This is a genomic window from Dactylosporangium darangshiense (assembly GCF_039537565.1).
Taxonomy (GTDB): Bacteria; Actinomycetota; Actinomycetes; order Mycobacteriales; family Micromonosporaceae; genus Dactylosporangium; species Dactylosporangium darangshiense.
In genome coordinates, this window is the sequence record NZ_BAABAT010000032.1 from 56257 (window position 1) to 81618 (window position 25362).

Sequence of the window (25362 nt, forward strand, 5' to 3'; positions counted from 1 at the left end):
TCACCCAGCGTGACCGGGCGCGCCGAGCCGCGCTACGCAGTACCCTGCACAACGTGACAGCAGACCCCAGCGTGTGGCGGGTCAAGGGCATGCCGCTGGCCCCGGCCACCGGCCACGGACCGCTGGACGGGATGCGGCTCGCCGTCAAGGACCTCTTCGCCGTCACCGGCTTCGCGGTCGGCGGCGGCAACCCGGACTGGCTCGCCGAGGCGCTGCCCGCCGCCGAGGACGCACCCGCCGTGGCCCGGCTGCGTGCCGCCGGCGCCGTCGTGCAGGGCATCGCGCACACCGACGAGCTGGCGTACTCGCTCTCCGGCACCAACAAGCACTACGGCACCCCGCCCAACCCGGCCGCGCCCGGCCTCGTCACCGGCGGCTCGTCCAGCGGCCCCGCCTCCGCGGTCGCGACCGGCCACGCCGACATCGGCCTGGGCACCGACACCGGCGGCTCCATCCGCGTCCCCGCCAGCTGCTGCGGCCTCTTCGGCCTGCGACCCACCCACGGCGCCGTCCCGACACAGGGCGTGCTGCCCCTCGCCCCGTCGTTCGACACCGTCGGCTGGATCACGCGGGACGCGGCGACACTGGCCGTGGTCGGCGACGTGCTGCTGCCGCCGGGCCCGCAAGCCCCGCCGTCCCGCCTGCTCTGCCTCGGGGGCACGGCGGGAACCGCCGCCAGTTTCGGCCTGCCCGTCGCCGAGGCGTCGCTGTCCACCTGGGACGACCCCGACCCGCTGCTGCTGGCCTTCCGGCAGGTCCAGGCGGCCGAGGCCTGGCGGGCGCACGGCGCCTGGATCGAGGCACACCCGCGCTCCCTCGGCCTCGACGTCGAGGCCCGGTTCCGCTTCGGCGCCGGCGTGTCCGCCGAGCAGGAGGCCGCGGCCCGCGCCCGCATCGCCGCATGGCGGGCCGAACTGCTCGACCTGCTCGGCGACGACGCCTGGCTGGCACTGCCGGCCGGCGGCCCCGGCCACCCCCGCGACCTCGGCGTCGCCGGCCGCGACGCCTGGCGGCGCGAGACGCTGCGCTGCGCGGTCCCGGCCAGCGCCTTCGGCCTGCCCAGCGTCTCCGTGCCGACCGGCGCCTCCCCGCCCGCCGGCATCGCCCTCGTCGCCCCGCCCGGCAGCGACCGGGCCCTGCTGTCCCTGCTGCTGTAGGCCGGCGGCCTCGTCGGGGGTCTTCCGCTCGGGCCGTCCCCGGCCTACGGTCCCGGCATGGACGCGACGGACCTGGCCCGGCGGCTGCTCGACCCGATTCCCGCCCACCGCACGCTGGGCCTGGAGGTGGTGCGCGCCGCGGACGGCGTCGGCAAGGTCGCCGCCCAGGTGCCGCCCGCCCTGACCAACGTCATCGGCTCCCTGCACTCCAGCGGCCTGATCACCCTCATCGACGCGGCCGGCCTGGCCGCCATCATCGCCGCGATCGAGACCCCCGACGGCTTCAACGGCGTGATCCCGCTCGGCTCCGCCGCCGAGCTGCGCTTCCTCGCCCCCGCACGCGGCCGCCTGACGGCGACGTGCCGCCTCGAGGAGGAGGAGCGCACCGCGGTCGCCGCCGTCTGCTCCGGCGCGGCCAAGGTCGCCCGCACCATGACCGAGGCCGAGGTCACCGACGCCGAGGGCGTCGTCGTGTGCGTCGGAAGCTTCGAGTGGAGCCTGCGCCGCCGCTGACGGTACATCTTCGGCGAGCTATCGTTCGCCCGGTGGCGACCATCGCGATCATCGGCGATGTGGGCGGCTGCCTGACGCAGCTGACCCGCGCCGTCGACGACCTCGAGTCCCTGTCCCTCGACACGGTCGTCATCCAGGTAGGCGACCTGGTGGACCGCGGCCCCGACAGCGCCGGCGTGCTGGCCTACGTGGCCTCCCGCCCGCCCTCGACCTGGGTGCAACTGGCCGGCAACCACGAGGCGCAGTACGTGGGCGGCGGCATCGCCCCCTTCTGGCCCGTCCCTCTGGCCGAGCCCGACGCGGCACTGCTACGCGACTGGTGGTTGCGCGACCGCCTACGCATAGCCGCCGCCGTGCGCACCGAGGACGGCGAGGACCTGCTCGTCACCCACGCCGGCCTGACCGCGGCGGCCTGGACGGAGCTGGGCGAGCCGGTCACCGCCGCAACGGCGGCGGCTCTGCTCAACACCCGCCCGGAGCCTCTGCTGTGGCACACCGACGGCCCGCTGTGGGCCGAGGCGGCCACCAGGTTGTACCCGTCCTGGCTGGAGTCCGGCCCCCCGATGCCCTTCTCCCAGGTACACGGCCACTCAGCAATCGTCGACTACACCGCACGGTCCTGGCGCTGCCGCGAGCGCATCCAGCAACGCTCCACAGTAGACTGGAACTCGCGCCACACCTTCACCCGCACGGCCGGCGCCCGTTTCGTGGCGGTCGACCCTCGCCACGGCACACGCGGCGCCCCGTCCTGGTCCCCTCTGATCCTGCACAACGCCACACTGCTCGAGTAACCTCACGCGAGGGTGAGGCATCGACAACGCTAGGTGACATCGCCGCTTTCGATTTTTCGGCCGGGTGTAGGATTAGGTTTGGAAATATGGAGCGCACCGCCCGCTCTACATGTTCCTTTGAGCGGCGCGCGCGTTCGTCCTTTCTGGTCCGGCCCTCTCACTTCCGCCCTCCGCGGCCCTTCGCCGCCGTCCTTCACCGATCTCCGTCAGCCTCCGCCGGCCTCGGCTCCGTCAGGCGGCGGTGAGCCCGTCAGGCGGCGGCGCGCTGCGCGCTGACCGACACCGCCGCGGTGGCGAACGCCCGGATGACCGGATGGCAGTAGGTCCCGTCACCCGCGAGCTCCGGCTGGAACAGCGTGCCGAGCATGAACGGATGCCCGTCGAGCTCGGCGATGCGAACCTCACCGGAGTCGTCGTGCCCGGTGAAGCGCAGCCCATGGGCCTCGAGCGCCGGCAGGTACGCGTGGTCGAGCCCGTACGAGCACTGGTACCGCTCGACCGACCGCTCCACCCCGAAGATGCGCTCGGCGAGGCTGCCGCGGGTGAGCAGCACCGCCCCTTCGTGCCCGACGAGCGAGCAGGCCAGCGGCACGATGAGCGCGTCGCCGCCGTCGGGGTCGTTCTCGGCGTGGGTGACGTTGGGCAGCCCGCACAGGTCGCGGGCGATCTCGAGCATCAGGTGCTGAAAGCCGCCGCACGTGCCGAGGAACGCGATCCCGTGCTCCCGCGCGGCGCGCACCGCGGCCAGGGCCCCGCCTTCGTCGCGGTACGGCGACCCCGGCACCAGCCAGATGCCGTCGAACCCGGTGAGTTCGGTCCCCGCGACCTCCTCGGTCGGGATCCAGTACGCGTCGAGCGCGAGCCCGTGACGCTCGCGCAGCGCGTCGATCAGGCCCGGGATGCGGGTGTGGGAGCGGACGTGGGCCGAGCGGTCGCCGACGAGCGCGACGCGGGCGGTTCGAGTTTCCGTCATGCCTCGAGCCTGCCGTGGGCAGGGTGCATCAGTCCAACGACTCTTTGCGGTACCGAAATAAGCAATACTGATGTCGTGGACCCGCACCTGCTGCGCACGTTCGCGGCCGTGGCGCGGCTGGGCTCGTTCTCGGCCGCCGCGGACGAGCTCGGCTACACCCAGTCCGCCGTCTCCCAGCAGATCGCGGCCCTTGAGCAGGACGTCGGCGCCCCGCTGCTGCGCCGCCGCCCGGTCGCGCTCACCGACGCCGGCGCCCGCCTGCTGGAGCACACCGGCCCGATCCTGCTGCGCCTGGCCGCGGCCCGCGCCGACGTCGCGCGCCTGGCCGGCCCGCCGCCCGCCGCCGTGGTCCTCGGCGCGACGCCGCTGTGCGGCCTGGACCCGGCCCGGCTCGTGGCCGTGCAGCGGGCGATGCCGCGGGTGGCGTTCACGCTGCGCGTGGGTGGACGGTCCGAGGTGGCGACGGGGGTCGCCACCGGCGGGCTCGACCTGGGTCTCGTCGACGGGGTGGCGGCGCCGTCCGACCCGCTGCCGCTGCCCGACGCCGGCGAGCTCACCACTGCGGTGCTGGCCGAGGCGCCGGTCGTAGTGGCGCTGCCCGTCGGCCATCCCCTCGCCGGCCGCCGCTCGGTGCGGCTGGCCGACCTCGCCGACGCGGTGTGGCTGGACGCGCCGGAGGTGGCGACGCCGCCGGCGCAGTTGCGCGCGCTGGCCCGGGCCGAGGGATTCCGCGGCGGGCTGGTCTATCCCGGCACGGACACCGGCGCGCTGCTGGGGCTGGTCGCGGCGGGCGCGGGGCTGGTGTTGCTGCCGGCCGCGGCGCTGAACCCGGGGCTGCGCGGCGTGCCGGTGTCGGAGCCGCGGCTGGTGCATCGCACCGAGCTGATCCACGGCTCGTTGACCGCCGCGGCCGCCGCCCTGCGAAACGCCCTCACGACCTGACCACCTCGCGGGCCGTACCCGCCGGCACCGGCCCCTGCGCGACGGACCCCGGCAGATCCCCAGCGCCGACCGACCCAAGCTCCGACCCCTGCATCGACCGAGCCGGGCGGCCACCGACCTAAGAACCGGACCGAGGAACGCGGCCAAGCTAAGAACACAAGGAGCCGGGCGGTGCGCTCCTCTCTTTCTAAACCTAATCCTACACCCGGCCGAAAAATCGAAAGCAACGATGTGACGCGGTGTCGTCGAAGCATGTCGCTACGTGGCGATCTCGACGACGCGGGCCCAGTCCGGCAGAGGCTCCGGCTCGTACTCGCCCTCGTTGGACACGAACCGTAGTCGCGCCCGTTCGCGGCGGAACAAGCCGATCACCGTGCGGCACGGTGGGGGTTGCGACGGCCACGGGGTCTGGCCGTCGGTCAGGGCCACCACGACGTCCGGGCGCGGCGTGGTCCGCAGCGCGCGCGTGAAGCCGGCCCGCAGGTCGGTGCCGCCGCCGCCCACCAGCGCGATGCCCTCGCCCTGGCACAGTGGCACGACGAGGCGCGCGGAGGCGTCGCACGACACGACCGTGACGAGGTCGCGGCGGCCGCCGACGGCGCGGGTGATCGCGGCGATCTCGAGCAACGCGCTGCCGAGTTCGGCGTCGCTGACGGAGGCCGACGTGTCCACGACGACCGCGACCCGTGGCGGGCGGCGGCGCAGGCTGGGCAGGACGATCCCGGGTAGCGAGGCCGCGCGGCGCGACGGGCGCGCGTACACGTAGTCCTCGCCGGCCCCGGGCGCGGATGCGGCGGCGCGCACGGCCGCGCCGAGCAGCGTCCGCCAGGGCAGGGGCGGGTGGAACGCCTCCTCGGCCCAGCGGCGCCAGCCCCGCGGTGTGGTGCCGGGGCGGCCGCGGATGCCCTCGGCGACGCGGAAGCGGATGGCGTCGCGCTCCTGCGGGGTGAGGCCGTCGGCGCCGTCGGGGCCGAGGTCCCAGGGGCGGTCCAGGCCGTCGGCGCCGCTGCCGCAGTCGAGCCAGGCGGACTCGTGGTCGTACGCGGCCAGGCGCGGGTCCCGCAGGTAGTCCTCCATGAGCAGGCCCGGTTGCAGGCCCATCGCGGCCGGGGTGACGGCGCCCCGGGGCTGGGGCAGGCCGTCGCCGTAGGTGTCGTCGTTGATCTCGCAGTCGGCGGCGATGTTCGAGCGCAGGCGGTCGTTGCGGGCGTACCGGTCGCTGCGGCCGTGGTGGTCGCGTAGCAGGTGGGAGACCTCGTGTACCCAGACGGAGGCCAGTTCCTCCAGCGGGGTGCGGTTGACGAAGGTGGGGGAGATGTAGCAGCGCCAGTGGCGGTCGACGGCCATCGTCGGCACCCGCACGGAGGGCACCGGGTGCAGGGCGTAGAGGGCGGTGGCCAGGTACGGGCGGGCCTGGGCCGCGTGCAGGCGGGCCGCGTACAGCTTCTGGTAGTCCATCGTCATCGGGCGGCCAGCCGGCGGGTCAGGTCGACGGCGCCGGAGAGGCGTTCGATGGCGACGGGGACGTCCCACTCGTGGTCGCGCAGGGCGGCGAGGGTCGTGGCGGGGACGACGACGAGGTCGGGCGGGCCGGTCTCGGCGGCGCGGGCCAGCAGGGACCAGGCGGCGTCCCAGCGCTGGCGGGTCGGGCGCTGGCGTACTGCTGCGACGACCGCGTCGAGGGCGGCCTGGCGCATGTCGCCGCGCTCGGGGAGTACCGCTGCGGCCGGGTTTTCCAGGAGGTCCTCGGGGTCCGGCAGGTCCATCCGGTCGAGTGCGGCGAGCAGTTCCAGGCCGGGTCCGTCGCCGACGGTCCCGCGGACCAGCATGGACAGGGCGTCGCGGGAGGCGCCGGCGGCGGTGGCGAAGGCGATGAGGCGCAGGGCCATCTCCCAGCTGCGCGGGGACGGCCAGGCGCCGCCGCGGCGGGCCTCGGCGCCGGGGAGCTTGTGTACCAGTGTCGGGCGTACGGACAGCAGGCCGCAGACGGCGCGGCGGGCGTGTGCGACGGCGTCGCGCAGGCGTGCTGCGTCGAGGCGGGGCAGCTCGGCGCGCGGCCAGATGCCGCCGAGGCCGCGCACGACGACGTCGTGGTCGTATGTCCACTGGAGATGGACGAAGCGGTTCGCCAGTGGTGCGCTGAGCTCCCAGCCGTCGGCGGCGGAGGAGCGCGGGTTCGCGGCGGCGACGATGCGCACCTGCGGTGGCAGGCGCAGGGCGCCGACCTGGCGTTCGAGGACGAGGCGCAGCAGGGCGGCCTGCACGGCGGGCGGCGCGGTGGACAGCTCGTCGAGGAAGAGCAGCCCGCGCCCGGTGCGCACCAGGCGGACGGCCCAGTCCGGAGGAGCCATGGGCACGCCTTGTACCGCGGGATCCTCCCCGACCACCGGCAGCCCGGCGAAGTCGGAGGGCTCGTGCACGCTGGCGATGACGGTGGTCAACGGCAGGTCGAGGGCCTCGGCGAGCTGGTTGAGCGCGGCGGTCTTGCCGATGCCGGGCTCGCCCCACAGCAGGACGGGCAGGTCGGCGGCGACGGCGAGGGTCAGCGCCTCAAGCTGGGTGTCGGCGCGCGGTTCGGAGTCGGTGTCGCGCAGGAGGGCAAGCAGGTCGGCGGCAATGTCGAGCGTAGGCATGCAGCAATCACCCTAAAATGTCCGAGAAGGTCGAAAGATCAGGAAAACGTCAGCGGCGAGGTTCGCGCGGTGGCGTCGCGGGAGCGAGGCCGGACAGGCCAGCGCGGTAGAGGCCGTGCGCGACACGACCACGCACGGCGTTGTCCAAGGCGTCGCGGAGGGAACCGTTGCGCAGCAAGGCGCCGGGGCCGAGCAGCGCCTCCACCGCGGTGAGCGCACCGGTGGCGTCGCCGTGGTCCAGGCGTGCCCGTACGTCGTCGAGGCACTCGGGGTGCCGGTGCGCGTCGTCGATGGCCTGCAGGCACGGCAGCGGCGGCCCGCCGAGGGCGGCGAGCAGCTCCTCCCGGCGTAGCTGCGCGGGCTCGTGGTCGAGCGCGACGAGCACGCCGTCGACGAGCCCGATGCGGTGCCGGGCGCCGCGGCAGTCCACGATGCGGGTGCCGTCGTCGCGCCCGGGTGCGGCACGGTGGTCGTGCCCCGGCGCGAGCGCGGCGGCGACGAGCGGATGGAGGCGGCCGGGGTCGATCAGCCCGGCGCGCAGCAACCCGACGTCGGGCGGCTCCCACGTCGCCGCGTACGGCAGGACGGGCAGGCCCGCGTCGCGGCGCCGCGCCGGGCGGGTGGTCCCGTCGCGTTGCAGCCGCAGCCGCCGGCCCCCTCCGAGGCGCACCAGGACGTCGTCGTCGGCGTCGGCCTGGCGCAGGATCGCGGCCTCGGCGGACCATCGGCCGGGCCCGCCGGAGCGGGCGGCGAGGTCGCCGGCGCGCCGGGCGTCCCACAGGTGCCGGTGCAGGTCGAAGCGGTGGTGCCGGTCGGGCCGCGGGTGCGGGTGCCGACCGGCGGCGCCGCCGTCCCACACGGCGAGGCTGATCCGCTGCCCGGCGCCGGCCCAGCCGGGCGGCGTGCGGGCGACGAGGTGCAGGTCGCCGTGCCGGGCCAGGCGCACCGTGAGTCCCGGGCGCAGGAGCCCGTCGGGTGCGATCCGTGGCATGTGCCACCGCAGCAAGTCGGGCGCGAGGTGGCGCAGGTCGGCGCGGATGCATGCCGCGGCTTCGGTCCCGCGCTCACGCGCGAGCCACCGCAGGTTGAGATCCACGTCGAACCGCGCCGCGGCGCAGGCCCCGCCCCAGTCCCCGGCGAGGCGCCGGGCGGTGGCTGTCTCGATCATCGGCGGCGGTACGGCGAACTCACGTATCCGCAGCCAGTACTCCAGGCGATCGGTGCCGTCCGTGTCGTGAATGCTCATCAGCACTCACCTTTGGCGGACGGGACCCCCGATCTGCGCTCGTCGGTAGGCATCGGGGAAAGCGTATCAGCGGTAGCTCCCGTCGAGGAACCCGCATCCGGGTGCTCAGTCGTCGCCGGAGACGGTCAGCGACGGCTCGCCGCCGGCGCAGGTGACCCGGGCCCGGAACTGCCCGCCGCCGGAGCGGGCCTTGAACCGCAGCGACACGACGTCCGCCGGCCCGCGCACCACGTGGTCGGCCTCGAACCCGGCCCGCGGTATCCACGACATCAGCGTGGCGGTCCCGCCGTCGCACGACACGACGAGGCTGCCGCCACCCGTCGACAGGGCGCGGGTGACGGAGGCCGGCGGGCTTTCCTCAAACGAAGCCGAAGCCGGAGCCGACGGCGACGGGCTGTCCACAACGGCGGGCGAGGGCCCGGCAGACAGCTCCGCCTCGACCTCGGACTCGTGCCGCGGCGAGTCGGCCGGGCCGCCGAACAGGCCCTGGCGCAGCGAGTTCACCGCGCCGATCGACGCGGCCGTGGCCAGGACCGCGGCCGCCAGCCACGCGCCCACCGCCAGCGTCCAGCGCATCCTCATGCCGACCAGTCTGCGCCGCGCAACGCTAAGGAATGGTTAACCTCGCGATATAGGAACCCAGCCCGACGGGTCAGGAGGACGGGACCGCGGTGGTCAGGGGGAACCACGTGTAGGGGTTGGCCGGGTCGGCGAAGGTGATGGAGCGCAGCATCGCCAGGAGCTCGTCGTCGCCGGCCTCCTGGCGGCCGTCGGCCTCGACCTGCCACTTCCCGTCCGGGGAGGTGGTGTAGCAAAGGCCCTGCTGCGGGCAGCTTGCCTCGCCGGCGGTGCCGTGGTGCTCGCCCCACCAGGAGGGGTGCAGCGTCAGCGCGATCTCCTGGCCCCCCGGATTGACCAGGCTGACAAACGACTCGCCGGGCAGGCTCACGGTCAGGCCGGGGTCCGCCGTGCCGGCCGCCTGCACCGTGAAGCCGGCGGGCACCGTGCCCAGCCTGAAGGCCAGGCTCGGGACCCGCGGCTCACCCGAGCGCAGCGCCACGGCCAGGCCGAGCAGCTGCTCGAGGCTCGGCGCCGGGCGCTGGTCGGTGGCCGCGATGACAGCCCAGGCATATTCGGCGTACTGCCACGCCACCGCCGGGCCGCCGGGCCGGCCGGTCCCGATCTGGTACGACGTGAGGTACCGGCCGGGGCGGCCGTCGACCGAGACCGGCTCGCCACCGGTGAAGGCCGCCGCATCGAAGGCGCCCGGGCGGTACACGACGACGACCGCGGCGGCGATGCCGTACTCGTGCCGCGTGCCGTCGTCCTCGATGCGCACGCCGGGCAGGTCCGGGCGGGTCACCAGGGCCGCCTGGAACGTCGGCGCGACGAGCACGGTCCCGGACATCCGCAGTGTGCCCTCGAGGTCCGCGGCCTGGATGTTGCCGATCAGCGGGTCGGCCGGGAACGCGAACTGCGGCGTGCGGGGCGAGGCGCTTCCGGCGACGGGGTCGGGCGAACGGCCGAGGTGCGGCGCCAGGACCGTGGCGGCCAGGCCGAGGGCCAGCGTGGCGGCGCCCGTCGTGCCCGCCCAGCCCGCGCGGCGGCGCATCCGCCGCCGGCGGCCGGCGGCGACGGCGTCCTCGATGTCGAAGCGCGGCGGCGGTACTGCGGTACGCGCCTCCCGCAGCAGCTCAGCCAGATCGGACCTCATAGTGCCCCTCCGTGTGTGTCTCGATGGAAAAGTCGGTCCCGAGGATCCGGCGCAGGCCGTCGAGGCCGCGCGAGGTGTACGCCTTGACCGTGCCTTCCGGGCAGCCCATCGCCTCCGCCGTCTGCTGCACGCTGAGCCCCTCCAGGAAGCGCAGCACCACCACGGCCCGCTGCCGAGCCGGCAGGTGCAGCAGGGCGGCCCGGATGCGCAGCCGCTCATCGACCTCGCCGGTGCCGTCGCCCGGCAGCGGCCGGTCGGGCAGCGCGTCGCCGGCCGACTCCTTGCGCCGCCACCAGGGCCGGCGGGTCTCGTCGATCGCCGCGCGCACCACGGCGGTGCGGGCGTACGCGAGCGGGTTGTCGATGTGCCGCCATCTGGCGTAGAGCCGGGCGAGCACGGTGAGCACCGCGTCCTCGCCGGTCTGCCAGTCCCCGCACGTCAGGTACGCCAGGCCGCGCAACGGCTCCAGCTGCACACCGACGAAGTCCCGGAACTGTGCCTCGTCGTCCCTCACACGGGTAAGACGGAGCACGGGCGGCCCCCGGTTACATCGGCTTATCCTCGCGATATGGCAAAGGTGCTCATCGTGGAGGACGACGCTGAGATCCGCACCGGGATCGTGCGGGCGCTCGCCGGGCGGGGGCACGTGGTGGTACCGGCCGGGACAGCGCTCGACGGCCTCCGGCTGGTCGTCGCCGAGGCGCCCGACGTGGTCCTGCTCGACCTCGGGCTGCCCGACCTCGACGGGCGCGAGGCGCTGCGGATGCTGCGCGGGGTCAGCCAGGTGCCGGTCATCGTCGTCACCGCCCGGCGCACCGAGGGCGAGATGGTGCGCGCTCTCGACGCCGGCGCCGACGACTACGTCGTCAAGCCCTACGGCGCCGACCAGATCGACGCCCGCATCCGCGCCGTGCTGCGCCGCACCGCCCGCAAGGCGGAGGAGCGGGACCCGGCCGTGGAGGCCGACGGGGTGCGCGTCGACCCGCGGGCCCGCACCGCGACGCTCGACGGTGCGGCGCTGGACCTGACGCCGCGGGAGTTCGACCTGCTGTACCACCTGGTGGGCCGCGCCGGCGAGGTCGTGTCGAAGCGGGAGTTGCTCACCGAGGTGTGGCAGGTGCCGTACACGGCGGCGGACAAGACCGTCGACGTCCACCTGTCGTGGCTGCGGCGCAAGCTGGGGGAGACCGCGCAGGAGCCGCGGCGCATCCACACGGTACGCCGGGTCGGCGTCCGCTTCGGGTCCACGCCGTGAGGCGCCGCCTCGCCCTGCTGGTCGCCGCCGCGATGGTGCTGGTGCTGGCCGCGTTCCTGGTGCCGCTGGCGCTGCTGCTGCGCGCGGCCGCCGAGGACCGGGCCGTCGCCGCGGCCCTCGTCCAGGCGCAGTCGCTCGGCGCGCTCGTGGCCACCGCCGACGCGCAGTCGCTGCGGCTCACCGTCGAACAGGCCAATGTGGACGGTGCGCACCCGGTCACCGTCTACCTGCCCGGCGGCGGCACCGTCGGCGCAGCCGTCGCCGCCACCCCGGCGGTGCGCCTCGCCGCCCAGCAGGGCAGCTTCACCGTCGCGCACGCCGACGGCCGGGAGATCGTCGTCGCCGTCCAGGGCCTGCCCGGCGGCACCGCGGTCGTGCGCTCGTTCGTGCCCGAGGCCGACCTGCGCCGCGGCGTGACCCGCTCCTGGCTCGTGCTCGCCGCCGTCGGCGCCGGGCTGCTGCTGCTCGGCCTCGCCGTCGCCGACCGGCTCGCCGTCGCCGTCGTGCGGCCGATCCGCACCCTCGCCGCCGTCTCCGAGGCCCTGTCCGCCGGCGAGCTCGACCGGCGGGCCCCGGCGCGCGACGGGCCGCCCGAGGTCCGCGCCGTCGCCGCCGCGCTGAACCGCCTCGCCGCGCGCATCCGCGACCTGCTGCGCCAGGAGCGCGAGGCCGCCGCGGACCTGTCGCACCGCATGCGCACCCCGATGACCGCGCTGCGCCTCGACGCCGAGGGCCTCGCCGACCCGGGCGACGCCGCGCGGATGCTGCGCCACGTCGACGCACTCGACCGGGCGCTGACCGCCGTCATCGAGGACGCCCGCCGCGAGCGCGCCGCCCCGTCCTGCGACGCCGCCGCGGTCGTCGCCGGGCGGATCGCGTTCTGGGCCGTCCTCGCCGAGGACCAGGGCCGCGCCGTGCGCTGCGAGCTCGACCCGGGCCCGCTGCCGGTCGCCGCGTCCGCCGCCGACCTCGCCGCCGCCGTCGACGCCCTGCTGGGCAACGTCTTCGCGCACACCGACGAGGGCACCGGCTTCTCCGTCTCGTTGCTCGGCACGGCCCGCGGCGCCGACCTCGTCGTCGAGGACGACGGGCCCGGCATCGCCCCGTCGGCTGGCGAGCGCGGCGTGAGCGGCGGCGGCTCGACCGGCCTGGGCCTGGACATCGCCCGCCGGACGGCGGAGTCGACCGGCGGGCGCATGACCGTCGCCGGCTCCCGCGTGACCCTCGAGCTCTTAACCGATCGTTAGCCGTAGCCCAGGAGGCCCTTGACGCAACGCCGGGCACCGTTGGTCGCACGAGGCAACTCGACAGCGAATCGAAAGGCGTACCGACATGCGCAGACTTCTGCTCATCGCCGTCACGACCGCAGCGACCGTGGCGATCGGCGGGACGGCCCTCGCGGCGAGCGGCCCCGGCCGGGGCGACGACCACCCGTCCCGCGTCGTGGTCGACGACCGTCCGTCCCACGACGTGGGCGACGACCACGGGACCCATTCCCCGAGCGCGTCGGTCAGCGCCTCGATCGACGACCGCCCGTCCCACGACGTGGGCGACGACCACGGCACCCATTCCCCGGGCCCGTCGGCCAGCGCGTCGATCGACGACCACGGCGGCCTGCGCGACGGGCACGGCCGCGACGACCGGGCCGGCGACGACCACGGGGGCTCCCGGCACCGGCACTAGCGCAGCGAGCTAGCTGGCAGAGCGCGGCGAGCGAGATGAACAGTCGATCATGGGGGGTTCCCGGCACCGGCTTTAGCTGCGATCATGTCGCCGTGCCTCCTCTGCTCGACGACGACGCCCTCGCCGGATCGGCAGTGGTGGCGAACTCCGACATGAACCGCGAACGGCAGCTCGCCGGCGTCAACAGCTACGAGCTCGAGCTGGGCTTCAACCCGGTCGACGTCCTCGCGGCCCTGCTGCGGGTCACCGGCGCCCCGGACACCGTCGCGTGGCTCGACCTGTGCTGCGGCACCGGCCGGGCGCTCATCCAGGCCGCCGGCCGGCTGCGCGAACAGGGCGTGGCCGGCCGCGTGCTGGTCGAGGGCGTCGACCTGGTCGACGCGTTCGACCCGGCGCCGGACGTGCCGTGGCTGCGCCTGAGCGCCGCCCCGGTGCTCACCTGGACGCCGCGCCGCCGCTACGACCTCATCACCAGCGTCCACGGCCTGCACTACGTCGGCGACAAGCTGTCGCTGCTGTCGCGGGCCGCGGGCTGGCTCACCGACGGCGGGCGCCTGGTGGCCGACCTGGACCTGTCCGCGGTGCGGCTGCCCGACGGTGCCCCGGCCGGGCGCCGCCTGGCCGCCGACCTGCGCGACGCCGGCTTCAGCTACGACGGGCGCCGCCGCCGGATCGGCCGCGACGACCGCGGCGACGTGGAGCTGCCGTACGAGTACCTCGGCGCCGATGACGCCGCCGGGCCGAACTACACCGGCCAGGCCGCCGTCCACTCGTTCTACCGGCGGCGCGCGGCCCGCGGTTAGAGGCCGCGCAGCCAGTCGCGGAAGCGGTCCATGTTGTCGCGGGTCCGTGCCGGGGGCAGCGCGCGGAGCAGCTCGTCGTCGGTTGCCGGGCGGGCCGCGAGGGTGGTCCGGCGCAGCAGAGCCTTGTCGACGGTCGGGGCGGCCCGCACGGAGACGTTGACCGTGCCGCGTTCCACGACGTAGCCGTGCTGATACGAGCGGCGCACGTACCAGACGCCGGGGCCGTCGGGGGAGCACTCGACGGTGTCGGAGCAGATGACGTCGCCGCGGGAGAAGGTGACGTACAGCGTGATGCCCGCGCCCTGCGGGTCCGTCGCCGGGAAGAACTCCTGCCCGCCGAGGTCGTCGCCGTAGTCGAGGCCGATCGGGCGGTACCCGGGGACGGCCACCGCGTAGGCGAGCTCCCGCTGCAGGCCGGCCCGCTGGATGCGCGCGTCGAGGTCGCTCGGGGGTTCGCGGCGCGCCCCGGCCACGCCGGCGAACAGCAGCGCGACGACGGCGCCGAGGGCGGCGGTGCGCACCGGCCAGCCGCGCGCGAGCAGCGCGGCGGCGAGCGCGAAGGCGACGCCGCCCAGCGGTGCGGCCACGGCGAGGTTGCCGCTCATCCCGAGGGAGGCGGCGTCGGTGAACGCCCAGCCGGCGATCCAGCCGAAGCTGCCGCCGGCGCCGACGAGCACGGACCACAGGACGCGGCTGCCGGCGGTGGCGCCGAGCGCCGACGCGGCCCGGGTGTGGGCGATCACCGCGTAGAGGGCCGCGCACAGCGCCACCGCGCTGACCAGCAGGGCGATGGCGGCCGGGCCGGAGCCGCCGCCGAACGCCGCGACCATCACGGCGTGCAGCGCCAGCAGCGGCGCGACCGTGCCCACCGCCCAGACCGCGCCGAGCTGCGCGGCGAGCGCCGCCCACCTCGATCCCCGTTCGCGCATGCCACGAGCGTCCCAGCCGCGCCCCGGCCCGCGCGGGCGCCGAGGTACTCAATCCGGGCTGAGTAGCCGTACTCGGCTCACACCGTTGCGTCGCCCGCAGGTGCTGCATGATCGAGCCATGATCTATGCGCTCGGTCGGGGCGAGACCGTGACGGTACTGCGGGTCGACGGCGACCAGGCGGGCGACCTGCTCGCCGCGGCCGTCGGGCACCGGGGCGAGGCGGGCGCGTACCCGCTCGACGACGCGACGCTGCTGGCCGCGGCGCTGCGCGCCGACCCGCCGGAGGACGGGTGGCGCTGGCTCGTCGGCGAGGTGGACTTCGTGGCGTTCGCGGACTCTCCCGCGGTACACCATGACGATCCACGAGTCGTCGCGCTGCTGCGGCGGGCCCTCACCGGCCGGGTCGAGGAGCCCGGCGGCACGACCGTGCTGTGGCGGCCGATCGGGCCCGGCGAGCACCGCCTGCTCGACGAGGCCGGTTGGCGCGCGTTCCCGCCCCGCCTGCCCGACCAGCCCATCTTCTACCCGGTGCTCAACCGGGTGTACGCCGAGCAGATCGCCCAGGAGTGGAACGTCCCCGCGAGCGGGCGCGGCTACGTCACCGAGTTCCGGGTCGACACCATGTTCTGCCGCCGGTACGCGACCCGCCGGGCCGGCGGCAGCGGCATCGACGAGCTGTGGGTGCCCGCCGAGGACCTCGCCGAGTTCAACGCGCACCTGCACGGCCCGATCGCCGTCATCGCGGAATTCGGTTGCGGCTTCGGCATCGCCGGTGTCGGGTGATGCGCATGGACGCCGAGGAGATTATCGCCCGATACGACCGCGAGATCCGCCAGCAGCCGCAGGAAGGCCCGGGCGCCATCGTCGAGCACGAGCCCGGCGTGGTGCGGGTCCTGTCCGCCGACGACGACTGGACCGGCATCACGTGGACGGACCTCACCGGCCTGGACCCGGCCGCGGTCATCGCCGCGCAGGTGCGCCGCTTCGCCGGCGCGGGCCTGCCGTGGGAGTGGAAGCTGTACTCGCACGACCGCCCCGCCGACCTGCCGGCCCGGCTGCTCGCGGCCGGTTTCGAGCCGGGTCCGCCGGAGGCGCTGCTGGTCGCCGAGGTCGCGGCGCTGCCACAGGTGCCGGAGCTTCCACCGGGTGTACACCTGGTGCCCGTCACGTCACCGCACGAGGCCGAGCTGCTGGTGCGCGTGCACGACGAGGTCTTCGGCGGCGACCACTCCGCCATCGGCCGGGCGGTGCTGGCCCGCCCCGACACCGTCCGCGCGGTCGTGGCGATGGCCGGCGACCGCCCCATCTGCGCCGGGCGCATCGAGTTCCACCCGGGCACCGCGTTCGCCAGCATCTGGGGCGGCGGCACCTCCGAGGACTGGCGCGGCCGCGGCGTCTTCCGCGCCGTGGTGGCGCACCGCGCCGCGCAGGCCGCCGCGGCCGGCTACCCCTACCTGCAGGTCGACGCCTCCGACGACAGCCGACCCATCCTCAAGCGCCTCGGCTTCGTCGAGCTGGCCACCACGACCCCGTTCGTGCACGCCTGAACAGGCCGATGGCCGGCCTCCCCGCGGGAAGGCCGGCCATCGTCATGCCGTGGATCAGCCGCGGTGGGCGCCGGCCGTCCGGCGCGACACCAGCGGGACCAGGCTGAGCAGCAGGCCCACCACCGCCACGCCGGTCACCAGGTTGATGCCCGGGTGGAACTGGGTGAAGTCGTGCCGCCCGGCCGGGCTGTTCGTGGCGATGACCGCCGTCACCGCGGCCAGCACCAGCGCCGCGCCGACCTGCCCCGACGTCTGCACCAGGCCGGAGGCCAGCCCCTGCTCGGCGTCGGCGATGCCCTGCGTCGCCTGGGCCATGATGGCGCTGAAGCCGAACGCGAACCCGCCGCCCAGCAGCAGCATCGTCGGCAGCGTCGTCACCGCGTAGTGCGGCGCGCTGCCCGCGGTCAGCAGGAACCAGGCGTAGCCGAGGCTCATCGACAGCATCGAGCCGACGATGAGCGGTGCCGTGCCGTAGCGGGTGATGAGCTTGCCGACGAACGGCGAGCCGAACGCCACCAGCAGGCCCGCCGGCAGCAGGGCCAGGGCCATGCGCAGCGGCGACCAGTGCAGGACGTCCTGCAGGTACAGGGTCATCATGAACTGGAAGCTCAGGTACGAGCCGAACAGCGCCACCATGCTCAGGTTCGCCCGCACGATCGAGCCCGAGCGCAGGATGCCGAGGCGGATGAGCGGGTGCGCGACCCGCCGCTCGATCGCCACGAACGCGGCCAGCAGCGCCACGGCGGCGCCGGCCAGGGCCAGGGTCACCGGGTCCATCCAGCCCCGCGCCGGCGCCGAGACCACGGTGTACACCGCGAGGAGCATGCCGCCGACCAGCGTCGCCGCGCCGACCAGGTCGTGGCCGCCCTCCGCCGCGGGAGGGTCGCGTGGGATGAGCGCCAGGCCGGCGGCCAGGGCCGCGATCGCCACCGGGACCGGGATGAGGAACGTCCAGCGCCAGCCGGCGCTGGTGAGCAGGCCGCCGAGGATGAGGCCGGAGGAGTACCCGCTGGCCCCGAAGACGGAGAAGACCGACAGCGCGCGGTTGCGGGCCGGGCCCTCGTGGAAGTTGGTGGTGAGGATCGACAGGGCCGTCGGCGCGGTGAACGCGGCGGCGAGGCCCTTGATGAAGCGGGTCGCGATCAGCAGGTTGCCGTCGTCGACGAGGCCGCCGACCAGCGACGCGACGGCGAACACGCCGAGCGCGACGAGGAAGATACGCCGCCGGCCCAGCAGGTCGGCGGTGCGCCCGCCGAGCAGGAGCAGGCCGCCGTAGCCCAGCACGTAGCCGTTGACGATCCACTGCAACGAGGTGGTCGACAGGCTCAGGTCGGCGCCGATCGACGGCAGCGCGACGCCGACCATCGACACGTCGAGGGCGTCCAGGAACAGCACGGCACACAGCACCGCCAGCACGCCCCAGAGCCGTGGAGTCCAGATCTGCTCTGCCGCCCGTGGTGCTTTGGTGAGTGTCATAGTCACGAGGGGAGACACTAGATGCGTGTGCATCCAATGTCCATGCACTAAATCCGTTTGCATTTAATGCAGGTGCAATTTCACCCTCAGCGGAGTAGGATGCCGCGCATGAGGTCCGAAGGAGTCCTGATCGAGCGCTGGCGCTCGCTGCTGACCAGCTACAACGAGGTCGCGGGGCACCTGGAGCGGGCCCTGTCGGAGCGCCACGGCCTGACGCTGAGCGAGTTCGAGATTCTCGACCGTCTCATCGAACAGGAGTGTGAGAAGCGACGCATGCAAGATCTCGCCGCGGACATGTACCTGAGCCAGAGCGCCCTGTCCCGCGCGGTCGCCCGCCTGGAGAAGCACGGCCTCGTGGCCCGCGCGCTGTGCGAGGCCGACCGCCGCGGCGTGTTCGTCACCGTCACGCCGGAGGGCCTGGCCCGGCACACCGCCGCGCGCGAGACGCACCTGACCATCCTCGCCGAGCACCTGCAGCCCGCCTGATGGGCCTCTGATGGGCCTTGCGCGCCTCGGCCCGCACGCCGGACCCCGGCGCATCGGGCTGGGCCTGGCGGCCGTGGGCCGGCCCGGGTACATCAACCTCGGCCGCGACCGTGACCTGCCCGCCGACCGCTCGATCGCCGCGCTGCGCCGCCGCAGCCACGAACTGCTCGACGCCGCGTACGCCGCCGGGATGCGCTACGTCGACGTCGCGCGCTCCTACGGCCTGGCCGAGGAGTTCGTCGCCGGCTGGGTCGCCGGGCACCCGGACGTGGTCGTCGGATCCAAGTGGGGGTACACGTACACGGCCGCCTGGCGCGTCGACGCGCCCGTGCACGAGGCCAAGGACCACTCCGTGGCCACGTTCGAGCGGCAGCTCGCCGAGACGCGGGCGTTGCTGGGCGGGCGCCTCGACGTGTACCACATCCATTCGGTGACCCCCGACAGCCCGGCGCTGGCCGACGCGGAGCTGCACCGCCGCCTCGCCGGCCTGGCCGCGACCGGCGTGACGGTCGGTCTGTCGGTGAGCGGCCCGCGCCAGGCTGACGCGATCCGCGCAGCGCTGCGCGTCGAGGTCGGCGGCGAGCCGCTGTTCCGCAGCGTGCAGGCCACCTGGAACCGGCTCGAACCCTCGGCCGGGCCGGCGCTCGCCGAGGCGCACGCCGCCGGTTGCTTCGTCATCGTCAAGGAGGCCATGGCCAACGGTCGCCTGGCGGACCACGATGCCGAGGCGATCGCGGCGGTACTGCACCAGCCGTGGGCCACCGTCGTGCTCTCCGGCGCGGCGACGACCGCGCAGCTGGCGAGCAACCTGCGCGCCCTGTCCGTCACGCAGATCCCCGGCGTGACCCCCGAGCCGCCCGAGGACTACTGGCGCACCCGTTCCACCTTGGCCTGGTCGTAGTTCCCGCGTTGCCCGGCGGCGATGACGATGCCGGCGACCGCGAGGCACGCGAGGAACCCGAGCGCGAGCTCCACCGGCCGGTGGACGATCCACTGTGGAATGTCGCGCACCGGCACCACGACGGCGCCGACGAACGCGCCGAGCAGCCCGAGGTAGGACCCGGTCATGAACTGCCGGTGGATGCGCACCCGGTGGGTGAGCGCCGCCCACAGCGCGATGCTCAGCGTGCAGAACGTGAACGCCGACAGCCCGTGGATCCAGCTGAAGTGCCCCGGGTCGAGGGAGCGGATGGCGAACGAGGTCAGGACCGTGACGTACATCGCGGCGACCCACACCCGCCCGGCGAGCCGGTGCGCGCGATCGCCGCGGGTGCGCCGCAGCAGGTTGTAGGCCCCGAGCAACAGCGAGACGGTCGCGGCCGCGGCATGGAGCGGTATAACAACGTTATCGCTCATAACGCTGTTATAGTCCTCGGTCGTGGCAACCGTCAACCCCGAGCTCACCGCCCGGCTCGTCGACGCCGCGGCCCGCATCCTCGTCGAGGAGGGCCCCGGCGGCCTGTCGCTGCGCAAGGTCGCCGCGGCGGCGGGCGTGTCGACGATGCCGGTGTACACCCTGTTCGGCGACAAGCAGGGCCTCCTCGACGCCATGCATCGCGAGGGCTTCCGCCGCCTCGGCGAGGCCCTGGCCGCCGTGCCGCACACCGACGAGCCCCTGTCCGACCTGGCCGCCCTGGGCTTCGCCTACCGCGAGGCGGCCTTGGCCAGCCCGCACCTGTACGGCCTGATGTTCCACAGCGGCTTCGCCCGCACCGAGGCCGCCGAGGCCACGTACCGCCCGCTGGTCGAGGGCGTCGAGCGCTGCCAGCGCGAGGGCCTGTTCCTGCCCGGCGACCCGGAACCGGTCGCCCTGCACCTGTGGGCCCTCACACACGGCATGGTGAGCCTGGAGCTGGCCGGCAAGGTCGACGGCGACCAGTTCGCCGAGCAACTCGGCTACGCCGGCCTGCCGTTTCTGTTCCGTTAATTAGCTCGCTGCGCTCGCGGTGGGGGAGCTCCGCTCCACCCACACCCCCTCAACACCCGCAGCGGCGTGCCCGGACTCGGAGCGGTCGACGTCGATGGCCTCGTGGCGTCCGTAGGCGGCAGGTCAGGCTGTCCGGCGGAGGATCCACCACACCGCCACGGCCAGCACCGTTATCGAGAGCCCGACGAAGATGCCCGACTCGATGAGCTGGAACGGCCAGAAGCGGGTGAGCGGCTGGTAGGTGTCGACGAACCGGTAGCCGTGCTCGATGGCACACGCCTCGGCCGTCGCGCGGCTGGCCAGTCCGTCACAGGGGTTGGAACGCCGGCGGTGCCGAGGATGTGCACACTTATCGGATGTCGTTGGATTGGCCCGTCGTGGGCGGCGTGGCACCATGGCCGAATGTCGAGTCCGGTTGAGATCGTCAACTACGACCGCGACTGGGTGACGGTTTTTGCCGGCCTGGGAATCACGCTGCGCGGCGCGCTGGGCGATGTCGCGGTTCGGATCGACCATGTCGGCTCTACCGCGGTGCCCGGACTGGCCGCCAAGCCGGTTATCGACATCCAGGTGTCGGTGCGATCGCTCGACCCGGTCGACATGTTCCGAGAACCGTTGGCCAGGCTCGGCTACGTCTACCGGGCCGACAACCCGGAGCGCACCAAGCGCTACTTCAGGGAACCTCCGGGCCATCGCCGGACGCATGTCCACGTACGCCAGCTGGGCAGCTTTTCCCAGCAGTTCCCGCTGTTGTTCCGTGACTATCTGCGGTCACATCCCACGGCAGTCGCTGAGTACGCCGCCGTGAAGCGCCAATGCGCGGCCCGGTTCCGCCACGACCGGCAGGGCTACGTCGAGGCGAAGGACCCGTTCGTCTGGGACATCATCCGACACGCCGACGCATGGGCCCAACGCACCGGCTGGACACCCGGACCCAGCGACGCCTGACTCCCGTTACCGCCCCAAGCAGCGCGCTCCGGGACGCATGCGCATCAGGTGTGGATCATCGGAGGATTCGGCCGCAGGCCGACAGCAGTACGCTCGCCGCCATGGCGAAAAGGAACAAGGGGCCCAGCACTGCGCGGCTCTATGGGATCCTGGCCAACGCGGCCGAGGTGCTGATCGTCGAGGCTGGTCCTGACGAGCTCGACCGTGCCGACGCCGCGCGGATCGTGGTGGCTGGCGATGAGATCGCTGCGCACGCGAGAACGGCACCTTCTGGTATGAGTCCCTGCCCCAACAACTTCTACTCGCCGAGTCGACTGAGACGATCCTCGATGCGTTGTTGGTGGCTCCGCTGTCACTGGGGCAGCTCGACGGCGCAGCGGAACTGTTCACGTGCTTCGGGTGGACCCGGCCGTTGCGGGCCGAAGTCCCGGAGCCGTTGCGGTCGCAGCTGATTGCTCATGTCACTGCCACCGGGACCGAGCCGATGCGCTTCCGGATGCGCCACGGCTACGGCGCCAGCGCCAGCCGATGAATCGGCTGGAACGCTCACCGCACCCGACATCGCGGGCGTCGACAAGCATCGACAGGCCGGGCCGCCCGGTCGTAGAAGGGGCGAGGCCGATCAGGACGCGGGCTGAGCGCATGCTTGGCTATCAACGCGTGCTGGAGGCGCGCGACCCGGCCACGCCCCCTGGTCGACTTCGCGAGCTGGCCGCTGACGATGTTCGGCCGGTTCGTCTGTTGGTGGCTCGTAATTTCGACACGCCGCGTGAGGTCTTGGAACGGCTCACACGGGACGAGGACGGCCACGTCCGGTGGTGCGCCACGTACACCTTGAACTTTCCCGAGATGGCAGTGCGCTGGCACGCCAACGGCGGCCAGATATCTGCGTCGGGGCCGCAACTCAGCGGCTTCCTTCACGACGTCGTGCATCATCCCGGCGTGCCAGGCTCCCTCCGCGCTGAAGTCCTGGCAGCCGGCGTGTGTCCGAGCGGGTGCCCACGCCGACGCTACGACGTCCCAGGCCGACCCTGCCCACGCTGAGACAAGTCGTGCTGACGAGGAGCGCATCACGGCATAGAAAGACGTTCTGCGTGTCGATCCAGGACGGTCGGGGCGAGCCCCACGCGGCATTGAGGAACCACGGTTACCTCGACGCTCATCATGGGCAGCCCCGCCCGTCGTCTCACCAACCCGATTACCGCTATGCAGGGACAGACGACGGACGAGGCACCGACCAAGACTTGACCCCAAACGCCTTACGCTGATGAGCGCGCAGCCCGATCGACTTGGCTTGGCGGTTGACGTCGCGTACGTTCCGGCGGCGTCAGCCCGCGATTCCCGACACGAGGGGTCATTCGTCGGCGGCGCGGCCCACGGTTGCGAGGTATCCCGGGATGACGACGGTCAGGTCGCCGGCCGCGAAGACCGGTGCCAGCGTGTCCCGGCACCAGTCGCGAGCCTCGTCGGCGCTGCACGCTCCGCGGGTGATGGCGCTGTCGATGTTGATTCCGGTGACGGTGTAGCGCAGGTAGTCGTCGAACGTCGTGGGCAGCCGGAGCTCGATGTCGGTGTAGTCAAGCAGGCGCAAGCCGCAGGGAGCCAGCGGCAACTCACGCGGGTCGAGCGGCCGCCAGCGGGGAGCGATCGCGTACTCGGCGAACCCGCCCTTGAGGGCGAGGTTGTCGCCGTACACCTCGTCACCGGGCCGGAATCGGGTCACACCCGAGCCGACCGCATCGACCCAACCGGCGATGTCCGAGCCGAGTGTCCGGCGTGCCGGCGCACGCAGCCCACCGATGCGCGAATACAGCGGTGTGCCGCGCAGGGTCTCCCAGTCGCTGAGATTGACCGACGTCGCCGCAATCCTGACGAGCACCTGCCCGGCTGTGGGTGACGGTATGGGAAGGCTCTCGATCCGCAACACGTCCGGTGGCCCGTAACGGTCGTACACGACTGCTCTCATCCGCGTCATACCCAACCCTCCGCTCGACGGCGGCCGGCCCGGCATCCACTGCGGAGGGTCGGCAACCACGTCCTTCTGTACCACGCCGAGACAAGCGGTTGATGTTCTGTGACCGCAGGGGTTCGCCAACCGGTGCGCCCGATCTTGTGTCACCGATCGGTCAACGGCGCACCCGATAGCGCAGGTGAAGCACCCGGTTGCCCTGAATCACCACGTCAGGATCCTCCAACAGGTGCTGCGCGTGGACCGACCCGAAGTAGCGCTTGCCGGACCCGAACACGACGGGTACGACGTCCATGCGCACCTCGTCGACCAGGCCCGCGGCAAGCATCTGGCCACCGACGTCGCCGGCGGCGACCTCGACAATGCGGTCACCCGCGAGCTCCTGCGCCTTGGCCACGGCTGCCTCGACGCCGTCGACGAAGTGAAACGGCGCCTCGGGGTCCCAGCCCTCGGGCTCCGGCCGGTGCGTCACGACGACCACGTGGTCGATCCCGCCCGGAGGCTTCCCGTCCCAGCCGTCCGTCATGTCGAAGACGTGGCGGCCGACGAGTGTCACCCCGATCTGGTCCCAGTACGGCCGGGTGTAGTCGTAGGACGTCTGCGACACCTTCACCGCGCCGCTCTCGTCCAACGGGACGTCACCGCTGGACAACCATTCGAACAGCGGTCCGGGCTGGTCATTCTCGTCCGCGACGAAGCCGTCCACCGACACCGAGCTGTACATGACCACCTTGCCCACGAGGCTCTCCTCTGCTTATGGGTGCCCCCAAATTGCGTGTCGTGAGCTGTCGCTCTTGTAAGAAATCAATCGGCCGGTAGCGGCCAGCCGTCCAGCACGTGGCCGGGATGTTCGCGCAGGAACTGCCGCCGGACTTCGACGTACCGGGTCGGCGTGAACCCGGTGAACGCCCGGAACTCGTGGCCGAAGTGGGCCTGGTCGAAGTAGCCTGCGCGACTGGCGAGGTCGCCCCAGTCGATCGGTCCGGCGGGGTTGATCGCGAACACGGTGGCGGCGAAGCGGTGGGTGCGGGCCAGCCGCTTCGGCGTGACGCCGATGAGCTCCTTGAACCGCTGTGCCAGATGAGTACTGCTGACACCGGCTGCCGCCCTTAGGTCGCCGATCGCCACCGCCCCGCTGGTCGCCGCGATGACGCTGCTCGTATGGCGGACCAGCCCGAGGCCGGCGGTCGACGCCCCGCCGGCATCGCGCGCCGGGATGGTCCAGCCGCGCTGCCGCCAGCATCGAGCCGGCGCCGATCCCGGACGAGCGCCCTTTCCTGCTCGGCCGGGTCATTCTCGGCGATCACGCCCTGGTTGCCGAACCGGGGTCCAGGCGGGGAACCCGTTGTAGGCCTCGGCCTTGTTGGTGGCCGCGGTCACCCGTGCCCGCAGCCCCGAGTCGGCGAGGACCCGCAGTCGCGGCCGCCGTGCATCGGCCAACGTCACCGTGGTCTAACCCCCTGCACTGGCCTTGTGCAGGGTTGACGCTTCCTATTCGGGGCGGCCGTCGGCGAGCCATTGGGCAAGGCCGCGCAGCCCGACCGCCCAACGCCCGAGGTCGGTGACGTTCGCGTGCCCGGTCACGACGGTGAGCAACTCGGCCACCGCCTCATCTGGCCGCTGGGCGTCGTTGAGAGTCAGGGCGCGGAAGACGCGAACGGAGTCGGAGTCAGGGAACTCCCTGCGGGCCCGGTCGAGCACCGCCAGCGACTCGCCCAGCTCGCCCAGCCACCGCAGGGTGCTGGCGTACTGGCACAGGCACCGCCGAAGGACGTCGCCGTCGAGGCCGAGGGCGAGCGCCCGCTCGTAGTAGCCGCGGGCGGTCTCCTCCTGGCCTGCGGTGTCATAGGCGCCACCCACCTCGTACACGAGGACGGGGTGGTCAGGGTGTTCGGCGAGCAGCGCCTGGAAGTAGGCGATCGTCGGCGCCATGTTCGCCCGGTCGCGCTGGTCGTAACCGCGCTGGATCGCCTCGGCCAGTTCGGGTGTCACGTCGGTCGTCACTGCTGCAGCCCCCACACTACGAGCCTGAAGATCAACTCACCCTATCGCAGCCCTCGTCTGCAGGCGCCTGCCCGCGGGCCGGTCCAGCACGCGCACCGGGACATACACTCCTCGGCGGGTCAGCACCGGTCGGCGCTGAACGCGCGTCGGTGGCATGACGAGCCCGGCTGACCACGCACGCGCGATGCGGCAGATGCGTGCACCTTGTCAGGACCGCCTCCGGCCGGTGCTTGATTACCTTGCCGGTCCTCGGATGCCTGATCACGGCCGGGGCGGGTTACTGCAGAACGGCGTGGCCGAGTCAGTGCCGGGCCAGTCGCTGCCGGTGAGAATCGCGGTCAGTCGCCCATCCGTAAGGGCCATAC

Annotated in this window: 30 protein-coding genes; 15 read left to right on the forward strand and 15 right to left on the reverse strand. The window is 73.4% G+C overall.

Translation table 11 applies throughout. From position 1 onward, the window contains the following. The first annotated feature begins 53 nt into the window (after positions 1-53). Genes ABD901_RS40180 through ABD901_RS40190 form a run of 3 tightly spaced genes read left to right on the forward strand, consistent with a single transcriptional unit; the run spans position 54 to position 2461 of the window. On the forward strand, positions 54-1157 hold the full coding sequence (locus tag ABD901_RS40180; protein WP_345135675.1) for an amidase family protein: 1104 nt from the start codon (positions 54-56) through the stop codon (positions 1155-1157). Between the two features lie 57 nt (positions 1158-1214). Further along, positions 1215-1670, forward strand: coding sequence for a PaaI family thioesterase (locus ABD901_RS40185; RefSeq protein WP_345135678.1), 456 nt, complete (start codon positions 1215-1217; stop codon positions 1668-1670). A 32-nt stretch (positions 1671-1702) separates the two neighbouring features. After that, complete coding sequence (locus tag ABD901_RS40190; RefSeq protein ID WP_345135680.1) at positions 1703-2461, forward strand: metallophosphoesterase; 759 nt, start codon at positions 1703-1705, stop codon at positions 2459-2461. Between the two features lie 250 nt (positions 2462-2711). Here the strand turns inward: ABD901_RS40190 and ABD901_RS40195 are convergent, their stop codons facing one another. Further along, positions 2712-3434: a CTP synthase C-terminal region-related (seleno)protein gene (locus ABD901_RS40195; RefSeq protein ID WP_345135682.1), complete on the reverse strand. Its 723-nt coding sequence runs from the start codon at positions 3432-3434 to the stop codon at positions 2712-2714. A 75-nt stretch (positions 3435-3509) separates the two neighbouring features. Between ABD901_RS40195 and ABD901_RS40200 the strand changes: the two genes are divergently transcribed. Further along, complete coding sequence (locus ABD901_RS40200; protein WP_345135683.1) at positions 3510-4376, forward strand: LysR family transcriptional regulator; 867 nt, start codon at positions 3510-3512, stop codon at positions 4374-4376. Positions 4377-4634: 258 nt separating this feature from the next. Here ABD901_RS40200 and ABD901_RS40205 read toward each other — a convergent pair whose 3' ends face one another. From ABD901_RS40205 to ABD901_RS40230, 6 genes are all read right to left on the reverse strand, one after another. Continuing rightward, positions 4635-5840, reverse strand: a complete 1206-nt coding sequence (locus tag ABD901_RS40205; protein ID WP_345135684.1) for a vWA domain-containing protein — start codon at positions 5838-5840, stop codon at positions 4635-4637. After that, positions 5837-7009, reverse strand: coding sequence for an AAA family ATPase (locus ABD901_RS40210; RefSeq protein ID WP_345135685.1), 1173 nt, complete (start codon positions 7007-7009; stop codon positions 5837-5839). The genes ABD901_RS40205 and ABD901_RS40210 overlap by 4 nt, the downstream gene beginning before the upstream one ends. A gap of 49 nt (positions 7010-7058) precedes the next feature. Then, positions 7059-8255, reverse strand: coding sequence for a hypothetical protein (locus ABD901_RS40215; RefSeq protein WP_345135686.1), 1197 nt, complete (start codon positions 8253-8255; stop codon positions 7059-7061). A 105-nt stretch (positions 8256-8360) separates the two neighbouring features. After that, a complete protein-coding gene (locus ABD901_RS40220) occupies positions 8361-8837 on the reverse strand; it encodes a hypothetical protein (RefSeq protein WP_345135689.1) in 477 nt (158 codons plus the stop codon). Between the two features lie 70 nt (positions 8838-8907). Further along, a complete protein-coding gene (locus tag ABD901_RS40225) occupies positions 8908-9969 on the reverse strand; it encodes a hypothetical protein (RefSeq protein WP_345135691.1) in 1062 nt (353 codons plus the stop codon). Beyond that, positions 9950-10483 carry a SigE family RNA polymerase sigma factor gene (locus tag ABD901_RS40230; RefSeq protein WP_345135693.1) on the reverse strand — a complete coding sequence of 178 codons (534 nt, stop codon included), beginning with the start codon at positions 10481-10483 and terminating at the stop codon, positions 9950-9952. The genes ABD901_RS40225 and ABD901_RS40230 overlap by 20 nt, the downstream gene beginning before the upstream one ends. 54 nt (positions 10484-10537) lie before the next feature. Here ABD901_RS40230 and ABD901_RS40235 point away from each other — a divergent pair, with 54 nt between their 5' ends. The 4 genes from ABD901_RS40235 to ABD901_RS40250 all read left to right on the forward strand — a co-directional run bounded on the left by ABD901_RS40235 (position 10538) and on the right by ABD901_RS40250 (position 13710). After that, positions 10538-11224 carry a response regulator transcription factor gene (locus ABD901_RS40235; protein ID WP_345135695.1) on the forward strand — a complete coding sequence of 229 codons (687 nt, stop codon included), beginning with the start codon at positions 10538-10540 and terminating at the stop codon, positions 11222-11224. Beyond that, complete coding sequence (locus tag ABD901_RS40240) at positions 11221-12471, forward strand: sensor histidine kinase (protein ID WP_345135697.1); 1251 nt, start codon at positions 11221-11223, stop codon at positions 12469-12471. The genes ABD901_RS40235 and ABD901_RS40240 overlap by 4 nt, the downstream gene beginning before the upstream one ends. Before the next feature lie 85 nt (positions 12472-12556). After that, positions 12557-12907: a hypothetical protein gene (locus tag ABD901_RS40245; protein WP_345135699.1), complete on the forward strand. Its 351-nt coding sequence runs from the start codon at positions 12557-12559 to the stop codon at positions 12905-12907. Between the two features lie 92 nt (positions 12908-12999). Continuing rightward, positions 13000-13710, forward strand: a complete 711-nt coding sequence (locus tag ABD901_RS40250) for a class I SAM-dependent methyltransferase (protein WP_345135701.1) — start codon at positions 13000-13002, stop codon at positions 13708-13710. On the opposite strand, the gene ABD901_RS40255 is transcribed toward ABD901_RS40250, so the two are convergent. Beyond that, on the reverse strand, positions 13707-14639 hold the full coding sequence (locus tag ABD901_RS40255; RefSeq protein ID WP_345135703.1) for a hypothetical protein: 933 nt from the start codon (positions 14637-14639) through the stop codon (positions 13707-13709). The genes ABD901_RS40250 and ABD901_RS40255 overlap by 4 nt on opposite strands. Positions 14640-15018: 379 nt before the next feature. Here ABD901_RS40255 and ABD901_RS40260 point away from each other — a divergent pair, with 379 nt between their 5' ends. After that, on the forward strand, positions 15019-15423 hold the full coding sequence (locus tag ABD901_RS40260) for an ADP-ribosylation/crystallin J1 (protein WP_345135812.1): 405 nt from the start codon (positions 15019-15021) through the stop codon (positions 15421-15423). A 5-nt stretch (positions 15424-15428) separates the two neighbouring features. Further along, positions 15429-16187, forward strand: coding sequence for a GNAT family N-acetyltransferase (locus ABD901_RS40265; RefSeq protein ID WP_345135705.1), 759 nt, complete (start codon positions 15429-15431; stop codon positions 16185-16187). A 54-nt stretch (positions 16188-16241) separates the two neighbouring features. Here the strand turns inward: ABD901_RS40265 and ABD901_RS40270 are convergent, their stop codons facing one another. After that, the gene (locus ABD901_RS40270) at positions 16242-17663 is read right to left on the reverse strand and encodes an MFS transporter (protein WP_345135707.1); all 1422 of its coding nucleotides are present in this window, start codon (positions 17661-17663) and stop codon (positions 16242-16244) included. A 108-nt stretch (positions 17664-17771) separates the two neighbouring features. Between ABD901_RS40270 and ABD901_RS40275 the strand changes: the two genes are divergently transcribed. Next, positions 17772-18149 carry a MarR family winged helix-turn-helix transcriptional regulator gene (locus ABD901_RS40275; protein ID WP_345135709.1) on the forward strand — a complete coding sequence of 126 codons (378 nt, stop codon included), beginning with the start codon at positions 17772-17774 and terminating at the stop codon, positions 18147-18149. 10 nt (positions 18150-18159) lie between these two features. Then, positions 18160-19050 (forward strand): aldo/keto reductase, encoded by an 891-nt coding sequence (locus tag ABD901_RS40280; RefSeq protein WP_345135711.1) that lies wholly within the window; start codon positions 18160-18162, stop codon positions 19048-19050. Here the strand turns inward: ABD901_RS40280 and ABD901_RS40285 are convergent. Continuing rightward, a complete protein-coding gene (locus ABD901_RS40285) occupies positions 19014-19505 on the reverse strand; it encodes a DUF2306 domain-containing protein (protein WP_345135713.1) in 492 nt (163 codons plus the stop codon). The genes ABD901_RS40280 and ABD901_RS40285 overlap by 37 nt on opposite strands. A 22-nt stretch (positions 19506-19527) precedes the next feature. Here ABD901_RS40285 and ABD901_RS40290 point away from each other — a divergent pair, with 22 nt between their 5' ends. Next, positions 19528-20076, forward strand: a complete 549-nt coding sequence (locus ABD901_RS40290; protein WP_345135715.1) for a TetR/AcrR family transcriptional regulator — start codon at positions 19528-19530, stop codon at positions 20074-20076. Positions 20077-20478: 402 nt separating this feature from the next. Beyond that, positions 20479-21024: a GrpB family protein gene (locus tag ABD901_RS40295; protein ID WP_345135717.1), complete on the forward strand. Its 546-nt coding sequence runs from the start codon at positions 20479-20481 to the stop codon at positions 21022-21024. Positions 21025-21068: 44 nt separating this feature from the next. Here ABD901_RS40295 and ABD901_RS40300 read toward each other — a convergent pair whose 3' ends face one another. Continuing rightward, complete coding sequence (locus ABD901_RS40300; protein ID WP_345135719.1) at positions 21069-21278, reverse strand: hypothetical protein; 210 nt, start codon at positions 21276-21278, stop codon at positions 21069-21071. A 388-nt stretch (positions 21279-21666) separates the two neighbouring features. Here ABD901_RS40300 and ABD901_RS59210 point away from each other — a divergent pair, with 388 nt between their 5' ends. Then, positions 21667-22068, forward strand: a complete 402-nt coding sequence (locus tag ABD901_RS59210; protein WP_425556785.1) for a hypothetical protein — start codon at positions 21667-21669, stop codon at positions 22066-22068. Between the two features lie 310 nt (positions 22069-22378). Here ABD901_RS59210 and ABD901_RS40305 read toward each other — a convergent pair whose 3' ends face one another. The 4 genes from ABD901_RS40305 to ABD901_RS40320 all read right to left on the reverse strand — a co-directional run bounded on the left by ABD901_RS40305 (position 22379) and on the right by ABD901_RS40320 (position 24997). Next, positions 22379-23035: an alcohol dehydrogenase catalytic domain-containing protein gene (locus ABD901_RS40305; protein ID WP_345135721.1), complete on the reverse strand. Its 657-nt coding sequence runs from the start codon at positions 23033-23035 to the stop codon at positions 22379-22381. Between the two features lie 115 nt (positions 23036-23150). Then, a complete protein-coding gene (locus tag ABD901_RS40310) occupies positions 23151-23732 on the reverse strand; it encodes a dihydrofolate reductase family protein (protein ID WP_345135723.1) in 582 nt (193 codons plus the stop codon). A 65-nt stretch (positions 23733-23797) separates the two neighbouring features. Further along, positions 23798-24121, reverse strand: a complete 324-nt coding sequence (locus ABD901_RS40315; RefSeq protein ID WP_345135725.1) for a helix-turn-helix domain-containing protein — start codon at positions 24119-24121, stop codon at positions 23798-23800. Between the two features lie 363 nt (positions 24122-24484). Beyond that, positions 24485-24997 (reverse strand): tetratricopeptide repeat protein, encoded by a 513-nt coding sequence (locus ABD901_RS40320; protein WP_345135728.1) that lies wholly within the window; start codon positions 24995-24997, stop codon positions 24485-24487. Positions 24998-25362: the final 365 nt, after the last annotated feature.

Bases quoted from the DNA above. Each gene is read 5' to 3' on its own strand.
- ABD901_RS40185 (WP_345135678.1), top strand. From the start codon at position 1,215: ATGGACGCGACGGACCTGGCCCGGCGGCTGCTCGACCCGATTCCCGCC.
- ABD901_RS40195 (WP_345135682.1), bottom strand. From the start codon at position 3,434: ATGACGGAAACTCGAACCGCCCGCGTCGCGCTCGTCGGCGACCGCTCG.
- ABD901_RS40205 (WP_345135684.1), bottom strand. From the start codon at position 5,840: ATGACGATGGACTACCAGAAGCTGTACGCGGCCCGCCTGCACGCGGCC.
- ABD901_RS40210 (WP_345135685.1), bottom strand. From the start codon at position 7,009: ATGCCTACGCTCGACATTGCCGCCGACCTGCTTGCCCTCCTGCGCGAC.
- ABD901_RS40215 (WP_345135686.1), bottom strand. From the start codon at position 8,255: ATGAGCATTCACGACACGGACGGCACCGATCGCCTGGAGTACTGGCTG.
- ABD901_RS40220 (WP_345135689.1), bottom strand. From the start codon at position 8,837: ATGAGGATGCGCTGGACGCTGGCGGTGGGCGCGTGGCTGGCGGCCGCG.
- ABD901_RS40225 (WP_345135691.1), bottom strand. From the start codon at position 9,969: ATGAGGTCCGATCTGGCTGAGCTGCTGCGGGAGGCGCGTACCGCAGTA.
- ABD901_RS40235 (WP_345135695.1), top strand. From the start codon at position 10,538: ATGGCAAAGGTGCTCATCGTGGAGGACGACGCTGAGATCCGCACCGGG.
- ABD901_RS40245 (WP_345135699.1), top strand. From the start codon at position 12,557: ATGCGCAGACTTCTGCTCATCGCCGTCACGACCGCAGCGACCGTGGCG.
- ABD901_RS40255 (WP_345135703.1), bottom strand. From the start codon at position 14,639: ATGCGCGAACGGGGATCGAGGTGGGCGGCGCTCGCCGCGCAGCTCGGC.
- ABD901_RS40265 (WP_345135705.1), top strand. From the start codon at position 15,429: ATGGACGCCGAGGAGATTATCGCCCGATACGACCGCGAGATCCGCCAG.
- ABD901_RS40270 (WP_345135707.1), bottom strand. From the start codon at position 17,663: ATGACACTCACCAAAGCACCACGGGCGGCAGAGCAGATCTGGACTCCA.
- ABD901_RS40275 (WP_345135709.1), top strand. From the start codon at position 17,772: ATGAGGTCCGAAGGAGTCCTGATCGAGCGCTGGCGCTCGCTGCTGACC.
- ABD901_RS40280 (WP_345135711.1), top strand. From the start codon at position 18,160: ATGGGCCTTGCGCGCCTCGGCCCGCACGCCGGACCCCGGCGCATCGGG.
- ABD901_RS40285 (WP_345135713.1), bottom strand. From the start codon at position 19,505: ATGAGCGATAACGTTGTTATACCGCTCCATGCCGCGGCCGCGACCGTC.
- ABD901_RS40295 (WP_345135717.1), top strand. From the start codon at position 20,479: ATGTCGAGTCCGGTTGAGATCGTCAACTACGACCGCGACTGGGTGACG.
- ABD901_RS59210 (WP_425556785.1), top strand. From the start codon at position 21,667: ATGCTTGGCTATCAACGCGTGCTGGAGGCGCGCGACCCGGCCACGCCC.
- ABD901_RS40305 (WP_345135721.1), bottom strand. From the start codon at position 23,035: ATGCCGGGCCGGCCGCCGTCGAGCGGAGGGTTGGGTATGACGCGGATG.